This window comes from Thermococcus coalescens, assembly GCF_055392585.1.
The window spans coordinates 2,035,585-2,059,287 of sequence record NZ_AP043764.1; the positions used below are offsets into that span (position 1 = coordinate 2,035,585).

Consider the following 23,703-nt stretch of genomic DNA (forward strand, 5'->3'; position numbering starts at 1 on the left):
CCCTGAGCGGCAATTTGCTCCACTAATGACGTTTTTCTTTAAAGCCCCATGTCCCCAATATTGTTTCCGCTGGTCTATATTTGGCTTCTAGTTTTCGTCTCGTGGTTTCTAGGAGCAGTAACGTAACCGCTGTAAACGCCGCGTTCACAACGAACAGTTGTAGAGTCCTGAACGTGCTTAACGCCAGCAGAGGCACTGTGATTTCGAAAGTCCTGTACAAGATCCCGCTCCATCTTAGAATCTGGTCAAATTGGAGGAAAACCCTGTAGGTGACGTATGCAACTCCAACCCCTACCAGAAGAATGCCTGGTTGCTCCGGCGGGTAATATGCAGCCATTGCAAACCCTGAGATTATCAGGCTTAGGATTGGAGCTGTCGCCAGCAGGATTTTCTTCCTCCGAGGATCACCTGTCAGATACTTGGCAGCCATGAGCATGGCCCCAAGAAAGAGGGTTAAAAACCAAAGGATTTCAAGCATCAGTACACCCAGTCTCCACTGTTAATACGTTCAACCCCCTAATAGTATTATTGTTAAGCGTTTCTTGATCCTCAAGCAGTGTGTGGTAGTGTAATACCCATGCCAGTTCTTTACTTCCTTTAACCGTTACTGTCTCAGGTATTCCGATTATCCTGGATTTGGCATCTTTGTGGGAACTCCTGAAATAAGTCCACCAAGAATACCACTTATGGCCCCTTCGATTTTTACTCGTGAGTATATCCTCCTCTTCTATATCAGGTATTTCCTCTGTTTTGTGTGTGTTGTGTATTCTGTAAGGCTTTAATTTCGCTCTGCAACCATAGCGTACATACGCCATACACTAGAGCAATTGGAGTTCTATATAGTACTATCAACAGGGCCGTTGGAAGGTAGAGGAATAACAGACAAGGTATTCTTAAGCTCTTACATTCATCCTTGAGGTAGTGCCAGAGGAGGAACCAGGTTAAAATACCAAAAGCACCGTATTCAGGGTGTTCAAAGAGTAGCGTCGCTGAAAAAACGAGTAATGGTATAGAAACCAGAGCACCATTGTTTTCAATGTCCCCTTTTGTTATGCCAATAATGTTTCTCCTGATGATGATTATGGCAGTCGCTAGCCATAACATGGCTGAAGCTATAAGTGGCAAAAGGGCTTCTATCGAGTTTAATTGTATTGCGATGTATCCAGCAACCAACAAGATAACGAGACAAACAATAGCCCTCCGTGAAAATGCAATGGCAAGTAATGCTAGGACAACCCCCAAAAAGATAGAAATAACAAGAGAAATTTCCATTTATCATCACCCCCCGATTATGGAATTGTTGTCATTTTCCTGAGGGAATCTCTCAACACCCCACTCAAAGGCCCACTGAATCTCTGAGGCAGCTTTTCCGAGTTTGGGAAGGCTTGTTATTATAAATACTGTCCAACCTACGGGATTACTGCCCTCAGCAACAAGTTGTGCTGTGGATATTATCTCCCCTGCGGTTGATCCATAGTCTATTGCTTTGTCTGTTCCACTTCGTGTGTCCTTGTAAATTACTGTTATCACGTCTGAAACTGGATAATTTAGTTCACTGAACCTCACTTCAATTAAGTACGAGTGACCGCTAAGCTTATTAAGGTATGTCCTGTAAATGGGTTTTCCAAAGTAGTAGTTTGCCAGCTCATCATCTATGTTGATGGTTATTGTCAGGTCCTCCTGCATGTTGGTTAGAGTTAGGGTCACAGTTTGCTTGTTAACTGTAACGCTACTTGGCCCATTCGGCCACACTTTCTTACCCCCAAAGTCAACTTCTTCAAGGTTCAACGTGACCGTGTCAGCACTCTTTAGCTCAAGATAAACAGTACAAGTGGTTGAACCATCCAAGGGAACAACGGTAGGCTTGCATTCCATGCTCGCATTAACTGGCCCGTTCTGCTTGACGTTGATTTTTGCACTCGCTAACGTCTTGCCCCCAACCTTTAAGTACAGGGTAGTTGTCTGACCGACATTGTTGAAATCCGTCCATTCGCTCATTGTTTTTCCGGCGTAGATTTTTAGTGCTCCGTCTTGTATTATGTAACCGCAACCGCTGCAACCGTACTCAGTGTCTTTCTTCGGCCACCACTTTGCTCCTGAATCATCTACCAGCTCAATGTTGAATGGTCCTTGCGCACAGTTCGGATCCAAGTTGGTGACGGTGATGTGGACACTCACGCTATCACCCACCTCAATCCACTCCGGATAAACCTCCAAGTGGCCCTCCAGGGGGACACCGCTCAAGCAAGCTGAAGTTGGAGGATTTGAAACCGTTATTCCTCCGCTCCTCGACGCTTCCAGCTTACCATCCTCCCAGGCTTCTATCCTCCAGTCATGCTCCCCAGCCTGAGCAGTCCAGGTTAAAGTAACGCTCCCCGTGCTCCCACCACCGATCGTGATGGTCTTGCTCGATTTTTTCACACCATCAATGAAAAGCTTTACCGTCACAGTCCTGGACCTCGACACCGGATTCCTCAAGCTCACGTCAAAGCTCACGCTCTCCCCATGAGTTGGGCTTGCCTGTGAGATTGTGACGTCGGTTATAGTCAGAGTCCCCGAAGTCACCGTAACGCTTGTTTGGGCGCTCTTCGACTTCCCGTTCCAGTAGATCGAGGCGTGAGTGACGTAAGTGCTGGCATCTGTATAAGTTACAGTTTCGCTGAAAATGACCTGTTCAGTTTTATTGACACTTGCAACCCCGGAGTACGTTCTGGAGTTCGTTGGAGAGTACGGTATTGTGACTGAGTACTCCAGGTCGTCCAAAGGTGCGTCATTCTCGTTCCTCACGACGACCCTGTAAGTTACGCTCTCCCCTTCGGTGATGCTGGTTCTGGAAGCCTCAACACTCAAGTGAACCTTGCTCCAGTCCACGGGTGGAGTCAGGTCTATTACGGCGGAGTACTCTCTGGTTATTGTCCTCTGCCCGCAGCTTTGAGACGTCGACAATGTCTCGGGTTCCCCACTTGAGAGGGGTACTGCCCCACAGGAGGGTTATCATCAGCACTCCTACTGCCTTCCTCATCCAGATTTCACCGAGGTACTAACCAAAGTTAGAACTTAAAAGATTTTTCTATTCAAATTTTGCACACTACTAAAAGTAGTGCACAAAAAACGGAAAATCACAGGCTCGTCAGCAGCTCTATAAGCCCCTGCTTAGTCGGGACCTTTGCGAACTTTTCTGGGTCCTTGACCTTAAGGAGGAGCGGAACGTCTCCGAAGAGCTTGAGGACCTTTCCAAAGGGAATTCCTCCCTCTCCAGGCAGGAGGTGAAGGTCGCCGACACCGTAGGCAAGGGCATCTTCCGGTTCGACCTGTGGGAAGAGCTTTCCGAAGTTGTCGTGTATCATGAGTATTACCGTCTTCTCTGTTCCGAGCTTGACGTCTTCAAGCAGTTTGTCCGCATCCCCCTGGGCGCTGAGGAAAGCGTGAGCCACGTCAAGGGCGAAGCCGACGTTCTCCCTCTCGACGTTGTCAACCACGTAGAGCGTGTCCTTGACGCTGAAAGTGTTTTCGAGGGCTATCTTGATGTTAAATGGAGCCACCATGTCGGCGAGCTGCTGGATAGCCTCTATCTCAAGGTCGAGCCTTCCGGTCCTCCCGCTCTGCATCACGATGACCTTTGCGCCGAGCTTTATGGCAACGTCTGCGATCGCCCTTGCAACGCGGAAGTGCCTGGTGTAGTAGATGTGGTCGCGGAGGTTCACCGATGTTGGCATCCTGATTATGTACTCGATGCCGACGCCGCGGAGCGTTGTTTCGATGTTCCGGAGCTTCTTCTCTATCACCGTCCCGTTCATTATGAGCCCGAGGGTGTGCGGGAATATCGAGACGAAATCGTAGTTCTTTATTTTGACGTCGGCCAGAACGGATGCGAGGGTTTTGTCCTTGGTGACGAAGTGCGGGTAAATCGTTACGCCTATCTCCATGCTACCACCTACACAAGAGTTGAGCGCTGGATATAAAAGCTTACCGAGGGGCAGGGTTTAAAAGTTTGGGCGGGAGATATAGGTGGGTGAGTGAATGAGAGAGAACATTTGGAAGTACATCGCTGCGGTTCTCATACTCCTTCTCGCGGCATCGAGCGTGGCAGTCGTCCTGCTCTACATGCAGAACTCCGAGCTGAGGGGTTATAAGCCTGAAAACGTGACTACAACGGTGATAGTCCAGGGCCCCTCCAATGTGAGCTGCAATTCAGCGGCCTACCAGCTCCAGATAGACGAGCTCCAGAAACAGATTGATTTTCTAAAGGCCCAGCTCAGAGGACAGAATATGCCCGAGGGCAACGCCACTATAGCCATAGTCCCCATTTTCGGCCTCATAGACGACTACACTGCACTCAGCGTGATCCGCACCCTAAGGGAAATAGCCAAGAACGACTCCATAGCAGGTGTTGTCCTCTGGATAGAGAGCCCCGGAGGCTACGTTGGCCCGGTGAGGGAGATATACTCCACGGTCCGGAAGCTCAACCTGTTAAAGCCAGTAGTTGCCTACACGGGTGGAATAGCCGCCTCGGGAGGCTACTATATAGCCGCTGGGGCTGAGAAAATAATAGCGGACCCACTCGCCGAGGTGGGGAGCATCGGCGTCATCTACGTCCACTACAACCTCCAGCAGAACTACGAGTCGAATGGAATAAAGGTCGAGGTCTTCAAGACGGGCCCATACAAGGATATGGGCTCCGAATGGCGCGGCCTCACCGACGAGGAGAAGGCCATGATAACCGAAATGGTCGATACGTACTTCCAGGGCTTCCTGCAGGCCGTGAGCAGCGGCAGGGGCATGAGCATCAACGAGACGAAGGAATACGCCACGGGGAGAACGTGGTTTGCCATGAACGTTACCGGGAGCCTGGTTGACGAGACCGGCGACCTGGACTACGCGGTTGGCGTGCTTGAGAATATCCTTAATGTCACCAACCCGAGGATAGTCATCTACAAAGGCTCTACCCCCTCTGACTTCGGCATATTCGGGAGCACTGCCCTGCTCCTCGACCCGAGGTACGTTAGCGCGTACGTAAGGACGGGGTGAGGGTGATGCTCTGCGAGGAGAAGCTTGAGGTGTTTGAGAACGGGTTTGAGGATGGGAAGTTCAACCTCAGGGTTGAGTTCTACGGGAATGACGCCAGGAGGCTTCTCCTTGCAGTGATCAGGGAGCTCTACCTCCCAGACTATGGCGAGGACTACGTTTATCCCTTCGAGTGCGCCAAGGATTTTTGGGGAGTCTACATGGATGGAAGCGAAGTTGTCACTGAAGAGTTCAGGCCCAACCCAATAACGTTCCTCAACCAGAGCGTCCTCAACAGGCTGGAGAAAGCCCTGGGGGATACGGGGGCACCCGAGGAAGTCAGGGCTGGCATAGACTTCGAGAAGGCGGAGATACACAGGCTCAAGAAAGGTTTATTAGCCCTTGGGAAGAACTTCGTCCTTGATGAGGGCAGAAACGTCCTTATAGTCTTCAACAAGCCTTCCGCAAGGGAGCTCATACTCAAGTATCTGGGGATGCTGGATGGAGCTTGAGGCGGGAATCTGGATCGCAGTTTCGCTCATAGTTCTTTACCTCGTATGGGAGACGGTTAGTCCCATCCTTTCTCCCATCATCCTCGCGGTGACGCTCGCCTACATCCTCTACCCCCTCCACGAAAGGCTGACAAAGAAAACGGGCAACAGGGCCTCGGCGTTCATCATGACCGCGATCCTCACCGTGGTAACCTTCCTCTTCATAATCGGCTTTGCCCTCTGGATAAATGACGTCAAGAGCTCGCTCGCGTACTACATCAACGCCTTCTTCGAGTGGCTTCTCACCTGGAACCTCCCCAGTGCAGTCTATGAGCTCCTCCAGAGGCTTGCGGAGGACATCCCGAAGCGCTTTGAGGAGTACGTTCTCGGCTACACCTATTCACTGCCCAAGCTCTCCCTCCAGGCGATAGTCATGGTCTTTGCCTTCTACGGCATGCTCATAAACGCCAGGACCATAAGACAGGAGGTGTACTCACTCCTTCCCCCGGAGAACAGGGAGCTGGCAATAAAACTCCTTGAGAAGGCTGGCGAGACGCTTCACAGCCTTCTCCGCGGCTGGCTGGCCATCAGCATCCTCAAGGGCGTCTTCACCGCCGGTGGTTTCATTCTCTTCGGTCTGGCCAAACCTGGAGGGGCGATAGCCGCTGGAATTTTCACCGTTATCTTTGAGCTCCTTCCAGTTTTCGGGGGCTGGGTTGTCTGGCTCGCCGGGGCGGTTTACATGCTCAACAGCGGCAACGTTGTTGGGGCTTTCGTCTTTGCCCTCTACGGAATCGTCTTTATCTCACCCCTCCCCGATGTGCTCCTGAGGCCCAGGCTGGGGACGAGGGAGAAGGGCGTCAATGCCCTCATTTCGCTCGTTGGAATCTTCGGCGGCTACCTGGCCTTTGGATTCGTCGGTATCATAATCGGCCCCGTGGCGCTTTCTCTGCTGGCCACGCTCGTCGAAGAATGGAAGGAGGTCAAGGGGAGAAGCGCCGGATGAAGCCGGCGACCCTGACCGCGTCGAGGGTTTCCCTGACGTCGTGCGTCCTGACGATGTGCGCCCCCTTTAGGACGGCTATCGCCGTTGCGGATAAGCTCCCGGGCAGTCTCTCCGCGGGATCTTTCCTTCCAGTTATCGCCCCGATGAAGGATTTCCTCGATATTCCAACGAGGATGGGCTTTCCGAAGATTTTGAGCACATCAAGGCTGGCTATGACCTTTGAGTCCCACTCGTACCAGGGCGGCCACTCGGGGCGGAGGAAGCCTATGGCAGGGTCAACCGCAACATCCTCGACACCGTGCTTTTCGGCTATCACGAGGCTCTCCTGCAGGAAGTCTATGACCGTGTGAACCGGGTCGCTGAGGTTTCTCACCTCGCCGTGGGCGCAGACTACCGTCGGAGAGCTGTATTCAGCCGCGATCTCTGCCATCCTCGGGTCCCCCTTCAGGCCGGTAACGTCGTTTATAATGTCGGCGCCGGCTTTGAGAGCCTCTTCGGCCACCCTTGCGCTGGTGGTGTCTATGCTTATGGGCACATCGACGTGATCGCGGATGGTCTCAATCGCCCAGACCGCCCTTCTGATCTCTTCCTCGACAGGAATCTGGGTCTCAAGATACGGGGCGGTCGATTTGGCGCCGATGTCGATGAAGGAAGCTCCTTCCTCCACCATCTTCACAGCGGTCTCAATCAGTCTGTCCTCGTCGTTCCTGACGCTTCCCTTGTAGAAGCTCTCCGGCGAAACGTTGATGACTCCCATTATCCTCGGCTCACTCAGGTCAACTCCAGCGAACTTCATGGTCTTCACCGCCTAAAAATAGCCGCTGAGTATAAAAGGACTTTTGCCCCTACAGTTCTGGTGGTGTCCGTGATAATCCGCACTCCGAGGAGGCTTCATCTGGGTCTCATCGATCCCTCGGCCACCTTTGGAAGGCGCTTTGGGAGCCTCGGCGTTGCCCTGGAGGGCGGCTACGAGGTCAAAATCGTTGAGGGCGAGACCATGGAGATAATCGCTGAGGGTGAGGACAGAAAAACCATCGAGTTCGTCATAAAGAGGATGAACTCCACCTACGAGACAGGGGTCAACTACATCGTCGAGGTTAGGAAGGCCATTCCCCGACACGTCGGCCTCGGCTCCACGACCCAGCTCAGTCTGGCGGTCGCGAGGGGGATAGCGAGGCTCAAAAACCTGAACGCCTCGGTTGAGGCGCTGGCGGGGGTTCTTGGGAGGGGGAGGAACGGTGGCGCCGGAATCTACTCCTTCGCCTACGGCGGTTTCGTTATAGACGGCGGCGTCAAGGAGGGTATCCCTCCCCTGATATTCCGCGCGGACTTTCCGGAGGAGTGGGCTTTTCTCCTGGTTATTCCGGAGCTGAAACCGGGCCTTGACGAGGAGGAGGAAAAGCCCGTGATGGCTGGGGTCGTTGGAAGGGCGGACGTCGCTATGGAGATAAGCCACAGAATTCTGCTCGGCCTCCTTCCTGCACTCAAGGAGAGGGACATAAGAACCTTCGGGGAGCACCTCTCCGCGATACAGAGGCTCGTGGGGAAGCACTTCGAGCCGTACCAGGGCGGCGAGTTCAGGGAGGATGTGAGGCTTATACTCGACTTTCTGGCAGAGAAGACCTACGGCCACGGCCAGAGCTCCTGGGGGCCAACCGTCTACGGGCTGATACTCAGGCGGGACTTCCAGAGGCTCAGCGGCGAGACCCACGACTACCTGCGGGAGCACGGGATAAGGGCGAGGGTCGAGCTTGGCCTTCCGAACAACACAGGGGCGGAGGTAATAGGTGAGAGCGCTTTCCTTGAGAGGCTGATAAAATCCGTGGGTGGTTAGGTTGACTCTGGACAGGTTCATCAGGGTAAGATACAAGGTCAGCGAGGAAAAGGTCGAGGTTCTCAGGGGTATTCTAAGCGGACTTGGCATCGACTGCGCCAGAACCATCGAGGAGAGGGTTGACCTCCAGTTCGATGCACTCCAAAACCTCCACGGCAGTCTGAGAGACGATGAACTGTTCATCAAGCTGGTCATAGCGAACTCCCTCGTGAGCTATCAGCTGACGGCAAAGGGCGAGCGGTGGTGGTGGGAGTTCTCAAGGTACTTTTCGGAAAATCCGCCCGGGGAGAGCATCTCGGAAGCATACTCCCGCTTTCTGCCGAACTCCAGAACCAACAGGAGGCTTGTTGTGGGGAAGGTTAAGAGACTGGAAAGGGTTGAGCCCTTCCTCCTCTCACTATCGCTCGACCGTCTGAGGAACTACTACTTCAGCGGCATGGAGCGCCTGCGCGATGAGCTTGCGAAGACTCTTGGCTCGAAGAGAAGCGCCAAGACGGTAGTGTTCGCCGTCAAGATGTTCGGCTACGCGGGCAGGATAGCCTTCCGGGAGTTCGTGCCGTATCCAATGGCCATCGAGATACCCGACGACGTGAGGATAAACGCCTACACCAAGAGGTTCACAAACGAGCCGCCGGTGGTCTTCTGGAACAGAATTGCGGGGGAAACCGGGATTCCGCCCCTCCACATAGATTCCATACTCTGGCCCGTTCTGGGGGGGGATGAGGAAGTTCTCAGGAGGTTAAAGGAGCACTGTCCGGTATGGAAGGACGTTTTGAAGCTGGCCTCCCTTTGAGGCCGCCAACCCAAAAGGCTTAAATATCCTGACGCCAATAATACCTCGAAGTCCGATGCATCGGGGTGAAAGGTATGTCTGGGACTCTTATAACTGCCTATGGGGCTTTGCTTGGCAACGGCGTGGATGCCACACGGCTCCAACTGGATGGACAAAATTTTTATACTTCTTATGTTAGTTGTAGTTCGAGTGAGAGGGTTCACTCCAACATCTCAATAAGGGGGTATGTGCATGCTTTGGGGATTTCAGCTTGAGTTTAAGCAGAGCCTTCGAACTAAGAAGCTCTGGCTGATACTGGGGATCATGATACTCCTCTACATCCCGGTCTTCTACATAATGAAGAGCTCGGGGATTGAGGACTTCACCGTTGAAGGTGCAATGACGTTCCTGATACAGTTCGTTACCGGAATGGCCGGCTTCTTCATAGGAATCCTTGCCCTCCTGATGGGCGCCACGGCGATAAACAGTGAAATAGAGAAGGGAACGCTGCGCGTTGCCATGAGCAAGCCGATAAAGCGCCTCAGCTACATCGGCGGGAAGTTCCTTGCACACTCGGCCGTTCTGCTCATGGCGCTCCTGATCTCGACCCTCGTCGGCGTGCTGGGCGTGGTGTACCTCGGAGCACCCCTAAGCGGTCAGCTCGTTGTCGACGTTCTGCTGCTCAACATGCTGCTCCTTCTGGCGATGATTCAGCTCGTTGCTCTGGGCTACATCATCTCCACGGTCATTAAGTCCTCCAGCTCAGCCCTCGGAGCGGCCCTGGTGCTAGCCTTCGTGATGTTCCTCATAATGCCGAACATCGTGAGTTACCTCGTTATCAGGGACACCGTGAACAACCCCGACCAGGATATGCTGCAGCTCCAGAAGGAGTACACCACGAAGTATCTGTTCTACGTTCCAACGTCTCAGGTGGGCATCATAACGAGGGACGTGGGAACCCTGACGGGAACTCCCGGGGGCTTCTCCAACGTCACTGCAGAGTACCGCGGTATGGCGTACGCGATCAGGAACAACCTAACTAACTTCGGGATACTCGTTGGACTCACGCTGGTGTATCTGGGAATCGGCTTCTATCGCTTCCTCCGCATGGATCTGAGGTGATGGCGATGATAAAAATTGAAAATCTCGTTAAGGTTTACAGGGAGGTGCGCGCCCTCGACGGTCTGAACCTTGAGGTCAAGCCCGGCCAGGTGTACGGCTTCCTCGGGCCCAACGGGGCAGGAAAGAGCACCACCATCCTCAGCACGCTGGGCCTTATATTCCCCCAGGAAGGGAGAATTCAGCTCTTTGACCTTGAGGTCTTTGCCGACGGCAAGTTCAATGAGGGGAACCTCGTCGAGGCCAAAAAACGCATAGGCTACATGCCCGAGCACGCTACCCTCTGGGATTTCCTTACACCCGTCCAGACCCTTGAGATAATCGCCGACTCCTTCGGGATCCCCAAGGCCGAGCGGGAGAAGCGCGTTAGGGAGCTCCTCGAACTCGTTAACCTCTGGGAGGACAGGAACAGGAAGGTCGGCAAGTTCTCGAAGGGAATGAGGCAGCGTCTCCTCCTTGCCCAGGCCCTCATCAACGACCCCGAGCTTCTTATCCTGGACGAGCCGATGACGGGTCTCGATCCGACGGGAATAGCGGAGTTCAAGAACATCATCAGGGAACAGAAGAAGGCCGGAAAAACGGTTTTCTTCTCAAGCCACATACTGGCCCACGTCGAGGAGATATGCGATACCGTTGGTGTCATAGTCAGGGGCAAGCTCCGCGTGGAAGACAACCTCGACAACATCAAGAGGGAGTTCCTCAGGAAGGCCGGATATACCATAGTCCTCGAAACAAACGTCCCCGTTGACTTCACCGGAGTCGGGTGGAAGGTCACACCGCTCGGTGAGAAAAAGTACCGCATAGTGGCGCAGGAGGACATCAGGGAGCAGGTCCATGACTTTGTCGCTGCTCAGGGGGCCAAGGTGCTCACAATGCAGATAAAGGCTCCGAGCCTTGAAGAAATCTTCCTCAAGATGGTGGAGTGAATCCTTTTCCTGTTTTCCCCACACATTATTCAGAATTCGAACCAAAATCTTTTTAGGTTGTTCGACAAAATTTCGGATTACCTAAAGGTGAGTCCGATGCTTCTTCCCATGCACATTTTCGTTGCCTACATTATAGGCGCTTGGAGAGGCTGGAACAAAAGGCTCCTGACGGTATTTGTTGTGGCGAACTCCGCCCCAGACTACAGCTTCATCCAGATGCTGCTCGCCACGGGGGACTTCACAAGGACCTTCTTCAACCATGGATGGGTTTCGTTCCTCTACGTCCTCCCGTTTGGCCCCCTGGGGATCATCGGAAACGGACTTCATCTGCTGGCCGATACATTCACCGGGGGCATCCCCTTCTTTCAAAACGGCGTCTGGTACGGTCTCCCAAGGCTCGGCTGGCACCTCTGGGGGAAGTTCATCCTCGTCCCTTGGGAAATACCCATAGCCATTGCGGGCATCTACGCCGCGTACAGGCTTGGAACTGGAAAGGTTGCTTACACACTCTCCGCGTTCTTCCTGGGCTATATCGTCTTCGCCCTGATGACGCCGCTCTATCCCCTGAACCCCTTCCTCTCCACGGCGGCCAGTTTTCTGACGCTGTGGCATCTGATAGAGAGGCTCGAACTCCTCTACAGGCTGGGGGAAGCGGTGGGGTGAAGAGATAAAAATCAAACTTCAGCCCTTTCGAACTCCCCTTTCCTTTCCAGCGGCTTGGTCGCGTCAATTCCCCACTTGGCAGTTAGGCTCTTCTCCGCCGAGGGGTCGAGGGAACTGCCCCGGGCGTTGGGAATGATCACCAGGTCTCTGTCCGCCTGGAAGCGCGTCGCTATCGCCCATTCAACGTCCCTGTCGTCGTAGATGTTGATATCTTCGTCAACGATGATCACGTGCTTTAGACTGGGATGACCAGCGAATGCCGCCAGGATGGCGTTCTTCCCATCCCCGTCGTGCTGTTTGGTTATGCTGACAACGGCGTGGAGCCACATCGCACCGCCTTCGGTAAGCCTCACACCGTGAACCCTGGGCACGACCCTCTTAACGCTCGCGTAAATCTGCGGCTCCTTGGGAAGTCCCATCAGCATGTAGTGCTCGTAGCCGCCGGGAAGGAGGGCGTGAAAAACGGGTTCGTCAACGTGATGCATGCGTTCAAAGACCACCACCGGCTGTTTTCTCACGTAGTCATAGGTTCCAGTTATGTCAACGAAGGGCCCTTCATCTGTGAGTTCTGGAAGTATCTTGGCCTCGAAGACGAACTCCGTCTCAACTGGGACGGGGATTCCACCGAGGTCGAAAACATTGAGGGGCTTTCCAAAGGCCATTCTGCTCATTTTGGACGCTATTTCAAGCTCGCTCGTTCCGTAGGCAACGCTCGTCGCACCGGCGATTAGGAGGTGTATTGGATTCCCGACGACTATCCTGACGTCCAGCTCCTCCCCTCTCTCCGCCTTCTCCTTCCACATGGCGTACAGGTGCCTCGGAACGAGCCTTATGGCGGCTCTTTTATCGTCAATGACCATCATCCTGTGGAAGGACATGTTGACAAAGCCTTCCTCGTCCTTGGCTATGACCATGGCGGAGGTAAAGTACTGTCCCCCGTCGCGGGGATAGTATTTTGGAATCGGGAGCTCACGGAGAGAAAAGTCTGCAGTTGAGTTTGCCGTGAACGGTGCACTCTCGACCGTCCTGACGGGTTCGGGGTTTTCCATGGCATCCGCTATAAAGTGCAGGAGTTTCTCCCTTTCAGTCCCAAGGTAGCCCGCTATCCTCTCCCTAGTGCTCCAGATGTTCCCCGCAACCATCCAGCCGTCCACGTTTCTGAAGAGAACCGGCCTATCGCGGTACTTCACGAGATACCGGGTTATCTCAAGCTCCTTGCTCACGGGTTCCTCCACAATTACGGTATCCTCAAAACGCTCGATGATTTCCCTCAGCATTTCACCACCTTAGAGGGGTGTTCCAAAAGGTCTATAAAGCCTTTTTCCAAACTCCCGGTGATTGGTCATGCCTATGGTAGTCCTTCGAATTCCGGATGGTTCGGCACTGGTGAAAGTCGAGAAAGCTGATCCTCAGGTTTACTTCAGGATATATGAGTTGCTGAGCTACAAGAAGGACTTTGGGAAGTGGGAGAAGCCCGAGAGCCTCTACGACCCCTATGAGAGGACGTTTCCCGTGGGTGTTCTTCCAAGGGTCAAGAAGTTCCTCAATTCTAAGGGCTATCGGGTGAGGGTCAGGGACGAACGGCAGGTCAGGGGTGTAAAGCTCAACTCCACATGGAACGAGGACTATGTTATGCGCAGGTATCAGGAGAGGGCGATAAAAAAAGCCCTGAAAGATAAGATGGGGGTTCTCTCCCTTCCGGTAGGAAGCGGAAAGACCGTTGTCGGCCTGCGTATCATCCACGAGCTTGACCTCTCTGCGCTGATAGTGGTTCACACCAAGGAGCTCCTCTATCAGTGGGCGGAGAAGGTGGAGGAAGTTCTGGGTGTCGAGCCGGGTATAGTTGGGGACAACAAGTGGGATGAGAGGGCAGTGACCGTTGCCATGATACAGACCCTCCTTTCAAGGGGAGCGGATAAGCTCCAGAACGAGTATGCGATAGTGATGTTTGATGAGTGCCACAGGACTTCTGCCGCCGAGAAGTTCTACAGACTGGGTCTCAGCCTTCCCCAGGTCTATCGCTTCGGACTCTCGGCGACCCCGTGGAGGCGCGTTCGCGGTGAGGAGATAAAGATAGAGGCGGTTGTCGGTCCGACCATATTCGAGGTCAAGGCTGAAGACCTGATAAAGGAGAAGTTCCTTGCGAGGCCCCGTTTTGAGATAATAACCTACGAGTCAAAGATGCCCTCGTTCAGCGAGCGCTACAAGGAGCTTTACGAGGACATGATAATGAACAACGACGAAAGGAACATGGCGATAGTGCGAAAAGCCGTCGAACTGGCCAGAAAAGGCCACCGCGTTCTCATAGACGTCAAGCGCATAGAGCATGGCAAAATCCTAAAGGAAATGCTCGAAAAGGAGGGGATAAAAGCCGAGTTCCTAAGCTCTCAGAGCCCCGACAGGTGGGGCATCCTGGAGGACTTTAAGGAAGGGCGCATACCGGTTCTCGTCTCCACGCTCCTCAAGGAGGGCGTTGACATACCCGAGATATCCGCGATAATCCTGGCTGGGGGAGGAAAGAGTGATATAATGACAATCCAGACCATAGGCCGTGCCCTGAGGCCAAAGAAGGGGATGAAGGCCGTCATTGTTGATATTCAGGACGATGACCCCCTGCTCTTCACCCACTTCATCGAGAGACAGAAGGCCCTCAAGCAGTATTACGGCAGGTACTACGACAGGGAAATGGCTTCAAAGCTTGAGGAGAACGTCTCCAAAAAGGGCCGCTCTCGTAAGCGCTCGTGAGTAGCGCTCGAACAGATCCCTCTTCGCCCTGCCAATACCCCTCTCATCGCCCTGAAACTCCACGCCGCTGTATGCTATGTGCCAGAGTATCAGGCCCTCCGGGGCGGCCGGTGGTACTTTTTTCTTGTAATCGCCGGCGAGCATCCTTTCAACCTCTTCCGGTTCCATGAGGCCGAGACCGCAGAATCTGATGGCGCTCACTATCCTCCTAGCCATTTCCCAGAGGAAGCTTTTCCCCTCAAGTTCCACGACGTAGTAGCCGTGTCTCTTTCTCACCTCAACTCGGGTCAGCTCCCTCACTGGGTCTTTCCCCGGTTCCAGCCTTGAAAATGCCGAAAAGTCATGCCTCCCCACGAAGAGGGAGGCGCATTTCCTCATGGGCCCCTCCTCAAAGCCCTCATCAACCAGGTAGTACCTGTAGGTCTTTGACCTTGCCCAGAAGCGTGGGTGGAAATCCCGGGGTACCTCAGCAACGCCGAGAACCCAGACATCCCTTAGGTGGTGGTTGAGAACCTCCCCCCTCACCAGGTCGGGCCGGCTCTCGACGTCAAAGGCAACAACGTTGAAGAACGCGGAGACGCCCCTGTCCGTTCTGGAGGCACCCCTGAAGTTCGAGCTCTCAGCGTCCCTTATTATCCCGAGCCTTGAGAGAACCCTGAGGAGCTCCCCCTCGACGGTTCTCACGTTCGGCTGTCTCTGGAAGCCGTAAAATGCCGTGCCGTCGTACGCTATCCTGAGGGCCACCCGCATGGTTGTTGAATCCGATGGAGGGTATAAATGCCTTTTCCCGACGGAACGACAGGTTATTTTACAAATGCAAACCAACGTTTTGAACATGATTCAATGAACTTCTGGAAAAATTGATAAACAACGCTTTCTAGGCATATGTGGGGTGATATTATGGCAGAGATAGTTGACCTTGAGGTGCTCACAAACGTCACGAACTTTGAAATAATGTACACTCTGCTTAAGAAGAGCCTGGAAAAAAGGGATTAAAGGTAGGGTTCTCTGTAGAGCGGCCCCAAAAACAGTTCAAAGGCCGCCACAGGCATTTCTATTCCCCAGTTTTCCAGGACTGCCGGGTGGATTTCCCCGATGACTCCGACAACCCTGCCCCCGACGACTATTTTTCCGGCCCTGCCGGGAATGAAACTCGGGTGTTCGGTCTCTTCCAGCCCGTACTCAAAGCCGAGGTGGCGCATGACGCTTTCCAGTATCTCTTTGGCCTCCGTAAAGGTCACACGCGGGTGAGCAAGGGCGACGACCAGCTTGCTCTCGCTCACCGTCTTCGTTTCCCTGCTCTCGTCGATCAGGGTGACCTTTCCGACCTCAAAAATTCTCTGCGGGTACTCCTCGTGGGTGTTCTGGCTCAGGAAGTCAAGCAGGCTCGGTATGAGCCAGACCCTCAGGGCAGACCACTTGGGGCTTATAGGGTTCTCTATCTCAACGAGCTCCCCAGGCGGATGTGTGAAGTAGTCACCGCATTCCACCTGCTCTCCGCAGGGGATGTTCATCTTTGAATACTGCGCCTCCCTGTTGGTGAGGTTGAAGGTCATAACCTCCTGCAGGCCGAACCCTACCATCAGCTCCCTGACGGCGTCTTCGAACTCGACGAACTTGTCCCCCCTGCCCTGCACGGCTAGCTCTGGCTCCTCCGGCTCGATCTCGTTGTAGCCGTAGGCTATGAGGACATCCTCAAGGACGTCCCTTGCGTGCATTATGTCATTGCGGAAGGCCGGATAGAGGAGCTTCGCCTTTCCGTCGGTGAGTTCGACCTGATACATCATGCGCTCCAGGAGGTTCTTGATGTCCTCGTCGTCCAGCTCCAGGCCGGTGAGCCTTTTGATGTAGTCCAGCTCGACCTCGAAGGGTTTTGGAGTCAGGTCGGGTGTTTCAATCTCAAAGTCCTTGTAGACAACCTTGACGCTCTTAATCTTCCCCCCGCGCTCCGCCAGGGCAGTAACCACCACGTTCAGGGCAAGGGTTATCTTCTCCAAATCCCAGCCGGTAACGTCAACGAAGACGTTCTTCGTCTCGGTGGTCACCCTGCCGGTTATCTCGGAGTTTATAACCGGGGGCATTGAGAGAACTTTGCCCTCGCTGTCAACGAGGAGCGGGTAGTAGGGCCTGTCCTTGATGAGGTGGCCGTACTCCTTCCCCTTCTCGTGTTTTTCAAGGATCTCCTCCAGCGTCAGCTCCTCCTCGAAGCCCAGCGGGACGAACTTTTCGGTCTTCTCTGCTGCGCGGTAGTATATCGGCGGCTTCACCCTGTCAAAGTCAAAGATGCCAATCGCTACCTCCCTTCTTCGCCTCCCAAAGGTCAGCGCCACCTTCTCCTGAAGGTTGATCATCTGCTTGAGAGCCTCTTCGTCAAGGCTCAGTCCCTCGACTATTGCGTAAACACCATAGGGGCGGATTTCCTTCAGTTTTTCGTCAACATAGACAGTGACGTCGCTCTTTTCAACTTCATATTTCGGCAGGCCCTTCTCCAGGCCGAGGGCAAACCTAATCTGCCTCGCTATGCCCTCGGCGCTCCAGAGGTCGGGCCTGTTGGTGTCCTTTGAGTCGGCCTTGAAGTAGATTTCACCGTCCTCCTCCCAGACGTCGTCCAGCTCGCATTTAGCGTAGAGGAAGAGGTCTTCCCACTCCTCAACGGTGAAGGTCTTTCCAACCAGCCTCTCGAGGTCAGCCTTGGAAACGTCGAACTTTGGCATTTCCATCACCTCACCAGACGAGCCTTGCCTCCCTCAGCCAGCGCAGGTCGTAGCTGAAAAGGTAGCGGATGTCGTCTATTCCGAGCTTGAACATGGCAAGCCTGTCTATCCCTATTCCCCACGCTATGACCGGGACATCTATGCCAAGAGCCCTCGTCATTTCTTCCCTGAATATGCCTGCACCACCGAACTCCACCCATCCGAGTTCCGGATGATACGCGCTCATCTGGACGCTCGGCTCTGTGAATGGATAGTAGTCGGGCAGGAACTTGACCTTCTTGGCCCCGGCTATCTCAACGGCGAAGCGCTTGAGTATCCCAAGGAGGTGCTTGAAGGTCAAATCCTCTCCAACGACGAAGCCGTCGATCTGATTGAACTCTATGAGGTGAGTCCTGTCCAGAACGTCGGGACGGAAGACGCGCTGAATGGTGAAGTACTTGCCCGGTATCTCGACGCCCCTTGCGAGCTGCCTCGCATCCAGTGCTGTTCCGTGGGCGCGCGGCATCAGCAGCATTGCCCTCTCCGGCGACCAGACGTAGCCCCAGCCTCTGGAGCCGGTGTCCCCGCCGTGCTCGTGGGCGGCTTTAACCCTGGCGACGAGCCCCTCCGCAGGCAGGTGGCCGCTCTTCGGGTATTTGAGCTGATACGTGTCCGTCCAGTCCCTTGCCGGGTGGTTCTGGGGCTGGAAGAGCGCGTCGAAGTTCCAGAACTGGGTCTCTATGAGGCTGTCAACGGTCATCTCGATGAAGCCCATCTCGATGAGCCTTCTCCTCAGCTTGTCGAGGAATGCCCTGTACGGCTGCTTCTTGCCGGGGTACAGTTTCCTGACAGGGGCATGGATGTTGAAGCGCTTGAACTCAACTTCCCTCCATCTGCCGGACTTTATCAGCTCCGGGGTGAGGGTGGAGACCTTCTCCTTCAGCTCGATGCCCCTCTTTACGAGCTCCTCTCCCGCGGCGGTGATCTCCACGAACCTCTCGGTCGCGGTGTCTTCCTCGGCTATCCTTCTTCTCTTGAGTTCCTTGGCAGGAACCAGTTTCTCAATCTTGTCCAGGGGGACGACCTTCTTCTCGGCAAGGAGCTTGAGTGCCATGTCAATCGGTCTCTCGCCCGCGTTCATTCCCTTCTCAGTGATCTCAAGAACGAGCTTTCCGTCTTCCTTCCTCACGGACGCCCAGTTTTCCTTTCTCAGAAGGCCGACTATCGGTTTGAGCTCGTCTTCACTGAGGACGCTCCTGAGGTCGTCCAGGGTTGCCCTCCCCTTCTCCCTCAGAACCGCAAGAGCCCGCCACTCCGGAAGGCCGATCTGGGCATACTTTTTTCCGGTTTCGGTCAGCTTCGCTATCCTTTCGCTCTTTTCCTGAAGCCTCGCCAGTCCCTTGCTCTGAAGTCCAAGGACAGAGCGCATAACAGCTACCTGATCAAGGCCGGTTCTCTCGACGAGCTCTTCGAATTTGACCTTCTTAACCTCGTTGAGCTTTATGAGAGTGAGTTTTTCCTGATAGCTTAGCTCCATAGGGCCACCTCCCTGGGTTGAGTTTGAGAAGAGTTACTTAAAAATTGCGGTGAAAGAAATGGAGAAACAATCAGCCCTTGTGCGGGAAGAAGACGACCTTCCCGGTCTTGCCTGCCCTCATAAGCTCGAAGGCTTCCTCGAACTCATCAAAGCCCCTGTACTTGTGGGTGATTATCGGGTCAAGGTTGAGCTTGCCGCTCTGGATCAGGCTCGAGACCGTGTACCAGGTCTCCCAGAGGTGCCTGCCCGTTATGCCGTGAACCTCAAGGGCCTTGAATATCACGAGGTTGTTCATGTCAAAGGTGACATCGCGCGGGAAGAGGCCGAGCAGGGAGACCCTTCCTCCGGGGGTGGTGGCCTTGAGGCCCTGTTCAAGTGCCTTTGGCGCCCCGCTGAACTCAAGGAAGACTTCTACACCAGCCCCATCGGTCACGTCCATCACGAACTTGACCGGGTCCTCCTCAAAGGGGTTGACCACGTAGTCCGCTCCGACTTTTTTGGCCAGCTTCCTCCTGAACTCGCTCGGTTCGCTCACGATAACGGGGTATGCCCCCGCCGCCTTGGCGACCGCTATTCCAAGCAATCCGAGTGGCCCGGCGCCGGTTATGAGGGTGCTCATCCCGGCTATCGGGCCGGCCAAAACCGTATCAACCGCATTGCCAAGGGGCTCCTGGAGGGTGGCGTATTCGGGCTTCATGCCCTTAGGATTCCTCCAGGCGTTCTGGGCGGGCACTATTGCATATTCGGCAAAGACACCGTCCATATCGACCCCAAATATCTTGGTGTTCTGGCAGACGTGGTACCGGTTGTGCCTGCAGGCGTAGCACTTGCCGCAGACGATGTGGGTTTCAGCGCTTATGTAATCGCCGACCTCAAGGGTGTCAACGCCGGGTCCGACCTCGATGACCTCACCCGCCACTTCATGCCCCATGATCTGGGGAGTCCTGATCCTGCTCTGGGCCCACTCGTTCCACTCGTAGATGTGGAGGTCAGTCCCGCAGATACTCGTTGCAAGAACCTTGATGAGAACTTCCCCGGGCCCGGGCTTTGGAACGTCAACCTCAACGAGCTCAGCACCGTAAGCGGGCTTGGTTTTTACAATAGCGGGCATCTTCTCGGCCATGGCAATCATCTCCTTAACCTTACAATGAAAATCTGAATGGGGGACGATATAAACCTTTTGCGGCCGTAGGTGCGGTAGGGGGTGTTTCCCATGCCCATCGGAAACCTTATATCCTCTTTTGAGTATTTCCACTTGATAAGGGGGTTTAACGATGGCACTGATAGTGGTGACAGGGAGGGGCGGCGCTGGAAAGACCACGATGACCGCAAATCTCAGTACGTACCTCGCGATGAGAGAATACCGTGTTCTGGCGATTGACGGTGACCTTTACCTCCCTAATCTGGGCTTTCACTTTGCCCTCGATACTGTGAAGTACACCCTCCACTCCCTCCTGAGAAACCCCGATATTGACCCCGAATGGGCAATATACAAGCATCCCCAGACAGGAGTCCATGTCATGCCCGGGAGCACCCAGCTCCAGGATGTCCTTGGGATATCACCCAAAAGGCTTGTTGACATACTGGAGAGGGTCAAATACAAGTTTGGCGTAGTTTTTGTGGATTCCCCGACGGGCATACCCTTTGACACCCTTCCAACATTTGAGGTCGCCAACTACCAGCTGATTGTCGTTGAAATTGAGCGCTCGCCGATATATTCCTTCGAGACCATGGTAAAAAACGAGATTGAAAAGCTGAAGGTTCTGGGTGAGAGGTACAACCTCAACATCGGCGTCATACTGAACAAGGTGAGGGAATCCGGTGATGTCGTTGAGAAAATAGTGAACGCGGTGGAAAGCGACCTTGACGTTCCTGTCATTGGATGGGTTCCCTTCGATTATAACGTCCCCGAGTCCATAAACGAGGGCGTTCCCATAATCAAATACCTTCCCGAAAGCGATGCGGCGATAGCCCTTCGCGAAACGGGGGAGATACTTGAGGAATGGATATTCAGCTGATTTCTGGAGGTGTCGCTATGAACGTGGAAGAGCTTGTGGATAAGGTAGCCAGTGGAGAGATAAAGCTCCACCAGGTTGAAAAATACACAGACGGCGATAAGAAACTAGCCACTGAAATAAGGAGAAAGGCGCTTGAAAAGAAGCTCGGCGTCAGCCTTGAGAACATCGGCCACTATTCCATTGACCCAAACAGGTTGATAGGCAAGAACATCGAGAACATGATAGGCGTCGTCCAGATACCGATGGGCGTTGCGGGGCCGCTCAGGATCAACGGCGAGTACGCGAAGGGCGAATTCTACATTCCACTCGCCACAACGGAGGGAGCGCTCGTTGCAAGCGTCAACCGCGGCTGTTCGGCGCTCACCGCCGCAGGAGGTGTCAAGACGACCATAATAGGTGACAAGATGACCCGTGCGCCTCTCCTCAAGTGCCCAGACGCAAGGAGGGCCAGAGAGGTTGCCGAGTGGGTTAAGGCCAACATCGACTACCTCCAGCAAAAGGCGGTCAGCAAAGTCACCAGACACGGAAAGCTGCGCGACGTTAAGCCCTACATCGTCGGCAACAACCTCTACCTCCGCTTCGAGTTCGAGACCGGCGATGCAATGGGCATGAACATGGTGACGATATCGAGCGAAGAGATAATGAAGGTCATCGAGGAGGAGTTCCCTGACGTGAAGTACCTCGCCCTCTCCGGCAACCTCTGCGTCGACAAGAAGCCCAACGCCATGAACTTCATCAACGGCCGCGGAAAGACGGTTATAGCCGAGGCTGTCATCCCGAGGGGGATAGTCGAGAAAAAGCTTAAGACCACGCCGGAGCTCATAGCCGAGGTCAACTACAGGAAGAACCTCGTCGGCTCGGCTCAGGCCGGGAGCTACGGCTTTAACGCCCACTTTGCCAACATAGTCGGGGCGATATTCCTCGCCACCGGCCAGGACGAGGCGCAGATCACCGAGGGCTCCCACGGAATAACCCTGGCTGAAGTAACGCCAGAGGGCGACCTCTACATAAGCATAACCATGCCGAGTCTTGAGATAGGAACCGTCGGCGGGGGAACGCGCGTTCCGACCCAGAGGGAGGCGCTGAGCATAATGGGTGTCGCCGGTGGAGGAGACCCTCCCGGGACAAACGCCAGGAAGTTCGCTGAGATAATAGCCGGTGCGGTTCTCGCCGGAGAACTATCCCTTCTGGCGGCAATAGCGGCGAAGCACCTGGCAAAGGCCCACGCCGAGCTGGGACGCTAAATCTAGTTTTTTTACTTTTCTATGTTCGGGATTGTTCTGGTACTGTCCTTATCTGAGTCTGGATTTTTGGATAATGTGTGCTCTCCCATTAAACGCTTCTCTCCTTCGGCCCTTTTATTTTGACTATTAGAATCTTCTCCTCGCGATTCCTGCTGGAAACAACTTCTACGCCCTTAAAGTAGAGCAGGGAGAACGGATAGTCAAGTATCAGGAACAGAAGGGTCGTCAGAACGAGCATAACGATGAGCTGAGCCAGGTAGCTTTCGAGATCTATCACTGTTGATATGATGAGGCTCCCGAAGAAGCTGGTTAGGAAGTTCAGCGTGGAGCGGTGTTTGTGTCTCATCCCGCCGACCCTTCCCTCATGTAGGATCCTCAGAAGTGCGGCTAACCCTTCCTTTTTCCGCACCCTGAAGGTCAGGGTGAACTCCAGCCCGGGAATGTCCTTGAGGTTTATCGGGACGTTCGACTCAATCAGATAGAACGCACGGCTCAGCTCGTCCTTCAGCTCCAGTACTCCCAAAAATTTACCCCTTTCATAAAAAGCTTCTGCAACTGCAGTCAGAGTATACGGGTCTGGATCTATAAGAAGGGTGTATTGCAGTCCCAGGGAGTTGAGACGTCTCTCAGTCCACTTTATGCATTCGGAAAGAACGCCGCATCTAACCTGCATATACTTGACGGACTTCATCTGTGCATTCCATACACGGAACACCGACCTGAATCTCCCCGCGATGCCCATCGTACTGAATACTCTTCAGAGTTTAAAACTCTCACCCCTGTTCAACCGCTTTGTGGGATGGGAAGCTGTATTATAATGCGCCTTCTTTGTAACTCCTTCTGGATTTTTAATCCCATATTGCTCATTTTTGTTGATATTTTTGCTAATTTTCTGACATGGGGTCAAGAAAAGTTAATTTAGGAGATTCTCCAATACATGTTGGGGAGTCTCCAATGATCCCGGTTGAAATGGACGGACACACCTGCAAATCGATTGTTGTAAGCTCGACTTCGAAGCTGTTTGAACTGCTGTTTGAGGACGTGGTTATTCAGTCCCCCACGTACAAGAGCTTTCTCATCGATAGCGGCCTCTACATCGTTGATTCCCATGGGACAAGGCTTCTGCGGATGGAGTGTCCGGAGGGAAAAAGGGTCCTTCTCGACGAGCTCTACTATCTGGACATAACGCCGGAAACCGTTATCGAGACGTATCTGATGGCGCTCTTCAACCTTCTTGAACTGGTTAAGATCCGCGAAAAGCTGTTCCCGGAATATTACGTGCTCGATAAGGTTGTGCAGCCCACGAAGATCGAGATCAAAGACCACCCCGCTGGGTTCAGAAAGGGTACCTTCACGCTCATCGACGAGATAATCGCCAGAAACTACCGTAGGATTAAACTGGGGGCTCCCCGAAAGCTTGCCAGGGTACGTTATGACCCCCTGGACGCTTTTGGCGCCCGAGTACTTGCCAATACTATTCTGCTGTTCGATAAGAAGAATCTCCGGGAGCTTGCGTTTCTCCACTTCAAAGACCACAGGATAGCAAGAACGCTTTTCGCCCACTCGACAGACTCATACCTCAACAGTGCGTTTTTTGGCTATCTGAAATTCAAAGTTCGCAAGTTCCTGGGGGTTTAATGGAAAGAAGAAG

At 53.8% G+C, this 23,703-nt stretch carries 23 protein-coding genes; 12 read left to right on the forward strand and 11 right to left on the reverse strand.

The annotated features are described in order from the left end of the window. Window positions 1-22: 22 nt before the first annotated feature. The 4 genes from ACZ5M3_RS11340 to ACZ5M3_RS11355 all read right to left on the reverse strand — a co-directional run bounded on the left by ACZ5M3_RS11340 (window position 23) and on the right by ACZ5M3_RS11355 (window position 3,926). Window positions 23-478 carry a hypothetical protein gene (locus ACZ5M3_RS11340; RefSeq protein WP_464839638.1) on the reverse strand — a complete coding sequence of 152 codons (456 nt, stop codon included), beginning with the start codon at window positions 476-478 and terminating at the stop codon, window positions 23-25. 254 nt (window positions 479-732) lie between these two features. Then, complete coding sequence (locus ACZ5M3_RS11345) at window positions 733-1,272, reverse strand: hypothetical protein (protein WP_464839639.1); 540 nt, start codon at window positions 1,270-1,272, stop codon at window positions 733-735. A 6-nt stretch (window positions 1,273-1,278) separates the two neighbouring features. Continuing rightward, window positions 1,279-2,871: a hypothetical protein gene (locus ACZ5M3_RS11350; protein ID WP_464839640.1), complete on the reverse strand. Its 1,593-nt coding sequence runs from the start codon at window positions 2,869-2,871 to the stop codon at window positions 1,279-1,281. 248 nt (window positions 2,872-3,119) lie between these two features. Then, complete coding sequence (locus ACZ5M3_RS11355; protein ID WP_297092067.1) at window positions 3,120-3,926, reverse strand: sugar phosphate isomerase/epimerase family protein; 807 nt, start codon at window positions 3,924-3,926, stop codon at window positions 3,120-3,122. Between the two features lie 94 nt (window positions 3,927-4,020). Between ACZ5M3_RS11355 and sppA the strand changes: the two genes are divergently transcribed. The 3 genes from sppA to ACZ5M3_RS11370 are packed head-to-tail and all read left to right on the forward strand — an operon-like array spanning window position 4,021 to window position 6,501. Next, the gene (sppA, locus tag ACZ5M3_RS11360; RefSeq protein WP_464839641.1) at window positions 4,021-5,028 is read left to right on the forward strand and encodes a signal peptide peptidase SppA; all 1,008 of its coding nucleotides are present in this window, start codon (window positions 4,021-4,023) and stop codon (window positions 5,026-5,028) included. Window positions 5,029-5,033: 5 nt separating this feature from the next. Beyond that, window positions 5,034-5,516 carry a PH1570 family protein gene (locus ACZ5M3_RS11365; RefSeq protein ID WP_464839642.1) on the forward strand — a complete coding sequence of 161 codons (483 nt, stop codon included), beginning with the start codon at window positions 5,034-5,036 and terminating at the stop codon, window positions 5,514-5,516. Further along, window positions 5,506-6,501, forward strand: coding sequence for an AI-2E family transporter (locus tag ACZ5M3_RS11370; protein ID WP_464839643.1), 996 nt, complete (start codon window positions 5,506-5,508; stop codon window positions 6,499-6,501). Before ACZ5M3_RS11365 ends, ACZ5M3_RS11370 begins: the two co-directional genes overlap by 11 nt. Here ACZ5M3_RS11370 and folP read toward each other — a convergent pair. Then, entirely contained in the window at window positions 6,479-7,297 is an 819-nt protein-coding gene (gene folP / locus ACZ5M3_RS11375; RefSeq protein WP_464840936.1) for a dihydropteroate synthase, read from the reverse strand. The two genes, ACZ5M3_RS11370 and folP, sit on opposite strands and share 23 nt — an antisense overlap. Before the next feature lie 69 nt (window positions 7,298-7,366). On the opposite strand from folP, the gene ACZ5M3_RS11380 reads away from it, so the two are divergent. The 5 genes from ACZ5M3_RS11380 to ACZ5M3_RS11400 all read left to right on the forward strand — a co-directional run bounded on the left by ACZ5M3_RS11380 (window position 7,367) and on the right by ACZ5M3_RS11400 (window position 11,815). Further along, window positions 7,367-8,335, forward strand: a complete 969-nt coding sequence (locus tag ACZ5M3_RS11380; protein ID WP_464840937.1) for a beta-ribofuranosylaminobenzene 5'-phosphate synthase family protein — start codon at window positions 7,367-7,369, stop codon at window positions 8,333-8,335. A 1-nt stretch (window position 8,336) separates the two neighbouring features. Then, window positions 8,337-9,128: an N-glycosylase/DNA lyase gene (locus ACZ5M3_RS11385; protein ID WP_464840938.1), complete on the forward strand. Its 792-nt coding sequence runs from the start codon at window positions 8,337-8,339 to the stop codon at window positions 9,126-9,128. Between the two features lie 231 nt (window positions 9,129-9,359). Next, the gene (locus tag ACZ5M3_RS11390) at window positions 9,360-10,229 is read left to right on the forward strand and encodes an ABC transporter permease subunit (RefSeq protein ID WP_464839644.1); all 870 of its coding nucleotides are present in this window, start codon (window positions 9,360-9,362) and stop codon (window positions 10,227-10,229) included. 5 nt (window positions 10,230-10,234) lie between these two features. Next, window positions 10,235-11,152 carry an ABC transporter ATP-binding protein gene (locus ACZ5M3_RS11395; protein ID WP_464840939.1) on the forward strand — a complete coding sequence of 306 codons (918 nt, stop codon included), beginning with the start codon at window positions 10,235-10,237 and terminating at the stop codon, window positions 11,150-11,152. 96 nt (window positions 11,153-11,248) lie between these two features. Beyond that, complete coding sequence (locus ACZ5M3_RS11400) at window positions 11,249-11,815, forward strand: hypothetical protein (RefSeq protein WP_464839645.1); 567 nt, start codon at window positions 11,249-11,251, stop codon at window positions 11,813-11,815. An 11-nt stretch (window positions 11,816-11,826) separates the two neighbouring features. Here the strand turns inward: ACZ5M3_RS11400 and ACZ5M3_RS11405 are convergent, their stop codons facing one another. Continuing rightward, window positions 11,827-13,092, reverse strand: coding sequence for a UbiD family decarboxylase (locus tag ACZ5M3_RS11405; protein WP_464839646.1), 1,266 nt, complete (start codon window positions 13,090-13,092; stop codon window positions 11,827-11,829). A gap of 73 nt (window positions 13,093-13,165) precedes the next feature. On the opposite strand from ACZ5M3_RS11405, the gene ACZ5M3_RS11410 reads away from it, so the two are divergent. Next, window positions 13,166-14,560: a DEAD/DEAH box helicase gene (locus ACZ5M3_RS11410; protein ID WP_464840940.1), complete on the forward strand. Its 1,395-nt coding sequence runs from the start codon at window positions 13,166-13,168 to the stop codon at window positions 14,558-14,560. On the opposite strand, the gene truA is transcribed toward ACZ5M3_RS11410, so the two are convergent. The 4 genes from truA to tdh form a co-directional block, all read right to left on the reverse strand. After that, window positions 14,507-15,310: a tRNA pseudouridine(38-40) synthase TruA gene (gene truA / locus ACZ5M3_RS11415; RefSeq protein WP_464839647.1), complete on the reverse strand. Its 804-nt coding sequence runs from the start codon at window positions 15,308-15,310 to the stop codon at window positions 14,507-14,509. The two genes, ACZ5M3_RS11410 and truA, sit on opposite strands and share 54 nt — an antisense overlap. A gap of 242 nt (window positions 15,311-15,552) precedes the next feature. Then, on the reverse strand, window positions 15,553-17,274 hold the full coding sequence (gene pheT, locus ACZ5M3_RS11420; RefSeq protein ID WP_464840941.1) for a phenylalanine--tRNA ligase subunit beta: 1,722 nt from the start codon (window positions 17,272-17,274) through the stop codon (window positions 15,553-15,555). Between the two features lie 10 nt (window positions 17,275-17,284). Then, window positions 17,285-18,790 carry a phenylalanine--tRNA ligase subunit alpha gene (gene pheS / locus ACZ5M3_RS11425; protein ID WP_464839648.1) on the reverse strand — a complete coding sequence of 502 codons (1,506 nt, stop codon included), beginning with the start codon at window positions 18,788-18,790 and terminating at the stop codon, window positions 17,285-17,287. Window positions 18,791-18,860: 70 nt separating this feature from the next. Beyond that, window positions 18,861-19,913, reverse strand: a complete 1,053-nt coding sequence (gene tdh, locus ACZ5M3_RS11430) for an L-threonine 3-dehydrogenase (protein WP_464840942.1) — start codon at window positions 19,911-19,913, stop codon at window positions 18,861-18,863. A 151-nt stretch (window positions 19,914-20,064) separates the two neighbouring features. Between tdh and ACZ5M3_RS11435 the strand changes: the two genes are divergently transcribed. Next, window positions 20,065-20,808 carry a MinD/ParA family ATP-binding protein gene (locus tag ACZ5M3_RS11435; RefSeq protein WP_464839649.1) on the forward strand — a complete coding sequence of 248 codons (744 nt, stop codon included), beginning with the start codon at window positions 20,065-20,067 and terminating at the stop codon, window positions 20,806-20,808. A gap of 17 nt (window positions 20,809-20,825) precedes the next feature. Next, window positions 20,826-22,052, forward strand: coding sequence for a hydroxymethylglutaryl-CoA reductase (NADPH) (hmgA, locus tag ACZ5M3_RS11440; protein ID WP_464839650.1), 1,227 nt, complete (start codon window positions 20,826-20,828; stop codon window positions 22,050-22,052). An 88-nt stretch (window positions 22,053-22,140) separates the two neighbouring features. Here hmgA and ACZ5M3_RS11445 read toward each other — a convergent pair whose 3' ends face one another. Further along, on the reverse strand, window positions 22,141-22,575 hold the full coding sequence (locus ACZ5M3_RS11445; RefSeq protein WP_464839651.1) for a hypothetical protein: 435 nt from the start codon (window positions 22,573-22,575) through the stop codon (window positions 22,141-22,143). A 431-nt stretch (window positions 22,576-23,006) separates the two neighbouring features. On the opposite strand from ACZ5M3_RS11445, the gene ACZ5M3_RS11450 reads away from it, so the two are divergent. Further along, a complete protein-coding gene (locus ACZ5M3_RS11450; RefSeq protein ID WP_464839652.1) occupies window positions 23,007-23,690 on the forward strand; it encodes a hypothetical protein in 684 nt (227 codons plus the stop codon). Window positions 23,691-23,703: the final 13 nt, after the last annotated feature.

Coding starts and splice junctions, on each gene's coding strand:
- ACZ5M3_RS11390 (WP_464839644.1), top strand. CDS start 9,360: ATGCTTTGGGGATTTCAGCTTGAGTTTAAGCAGAGCCTTCGAACTAAG.
- folP (WP_464840936.1), bottom strand. CDS start 7,297: ATGAAGTTCGCTGGAGTTGACCTGAGTGAGCCGAGGATAATGGGAGTC.
- ACZ5M3_RS11450 (WP_464839652.1), top strand. CDS start 23,007: ATGATCCCGGTTGAAATGGACGGACACACCTGCAAATCGATTGTTGTA.
- pheT (WP_464840941.1), bottom strand. CDS start 17,274: ATGCCAAAGTTCGACGTTTCCAAGGCTGACCTCGAGAGGCTGGTTGGA.
- ACZ5M3_RS11345 (WP_464839639.1), bottom strand. CDS start 1,272: ATGGAAATTTCTCTTGTTATTTCTATCTTTTTGGGGGTTGTCCTAGCA.
- hmgA (WP_464839650.1), top strand. CDS start 20,826: ATGAACGTGGAAGAGCTTGTGGATAAGGTAGCCAGTGGAGAGATAAAG.
- ACZ5M3_RS11435 (WP_464839649.1), top strand. CDS start 20,065: ATGGCACTGATAGTGGTGACAGGGAGGGGCGGCGCTGGAAAGACCACG.
- ACZ5M3_RS11405 (WP_464839646.1), bottom strand. CDS start 13,092: ATGCTGAGGGAAATCATCGAGCGTTTTGAGGATACCGTAATTGTGGAG.
- sppA (WP_464839641.1), top strand. CDS start 4,021: ATGAGAGAGAACATTTGGAAGTACATCGCTGCGGTTCTCATACTCCTT.
- ACZ5M3_RS11410 (WP_464840940.1), top strand. CDS start 13,166: ATGGTAGTCCTTCGAATTCCGGATGGTTCGGCACTGGTGAAAGTCGAG.
- tdh (WP_464840942.1), bottom strand. CDS start 19,913: ATGGCCGAGAAGATGCCCGCTATTGTAAAAACCAAGCCCGCTTACGGT.
- ACZ5M3_RS11340 (WP_464839638.1), bottom strand. CDS start 478: ATGCTTGAAATCCTTTGGTTTTTAACCCTCTTTCTTGGGGCCATGCTC.
- ACZ5M3_RS11355 (WP_297092067.1), bottom strand. CDS start 3,926: ATGGAGATAGGCGTAACGATTTACCCGCACTTCGTCACCAAGGACAAA.
- pheS (WP_464839648.1), bottom strand. CDS start 18,790: ATGGAGCTAAGCTATCAGGAAAAACTCACTCTCATAAAGCTCAACGAG.
- truA (WP_464839647.1), bottom strand. CDS start 15,310: ATGCGGGTGGCCCTCAGGATAGCGTACGACGGCACGGCATTTTACGGC.
- ACZ5M3_RS11400 (WP_464839645.1), top strand. CDS start 11,249: ATGCTTCTTCCCATGCACATTTTCGTTGCCTACATTATAGGCGCTTGG.
- ACZ5M3_RS11370 (WP_464839643.1), top strand. CDS start 5,506: ATGGAGCTTGAGGCGGGAATCTGGATCGCAGTTTCGCTCATAGTTCTT.
- ACZ5M3_RS11365 (WP_464839642.1), top strand. CDS start 5,034: ATGCTCTGCGAGGAGAAGCTTGAGGTGTTTGAGAACGGGTTTGAGGAT.
- ACZ5M3_RS11395 (WP_464840939.1), top strand. CDS start 10,235: ATGATAAAAATTGAAAATCTCGTTAAGGTTTACAGGGAGGTGCGCGCC.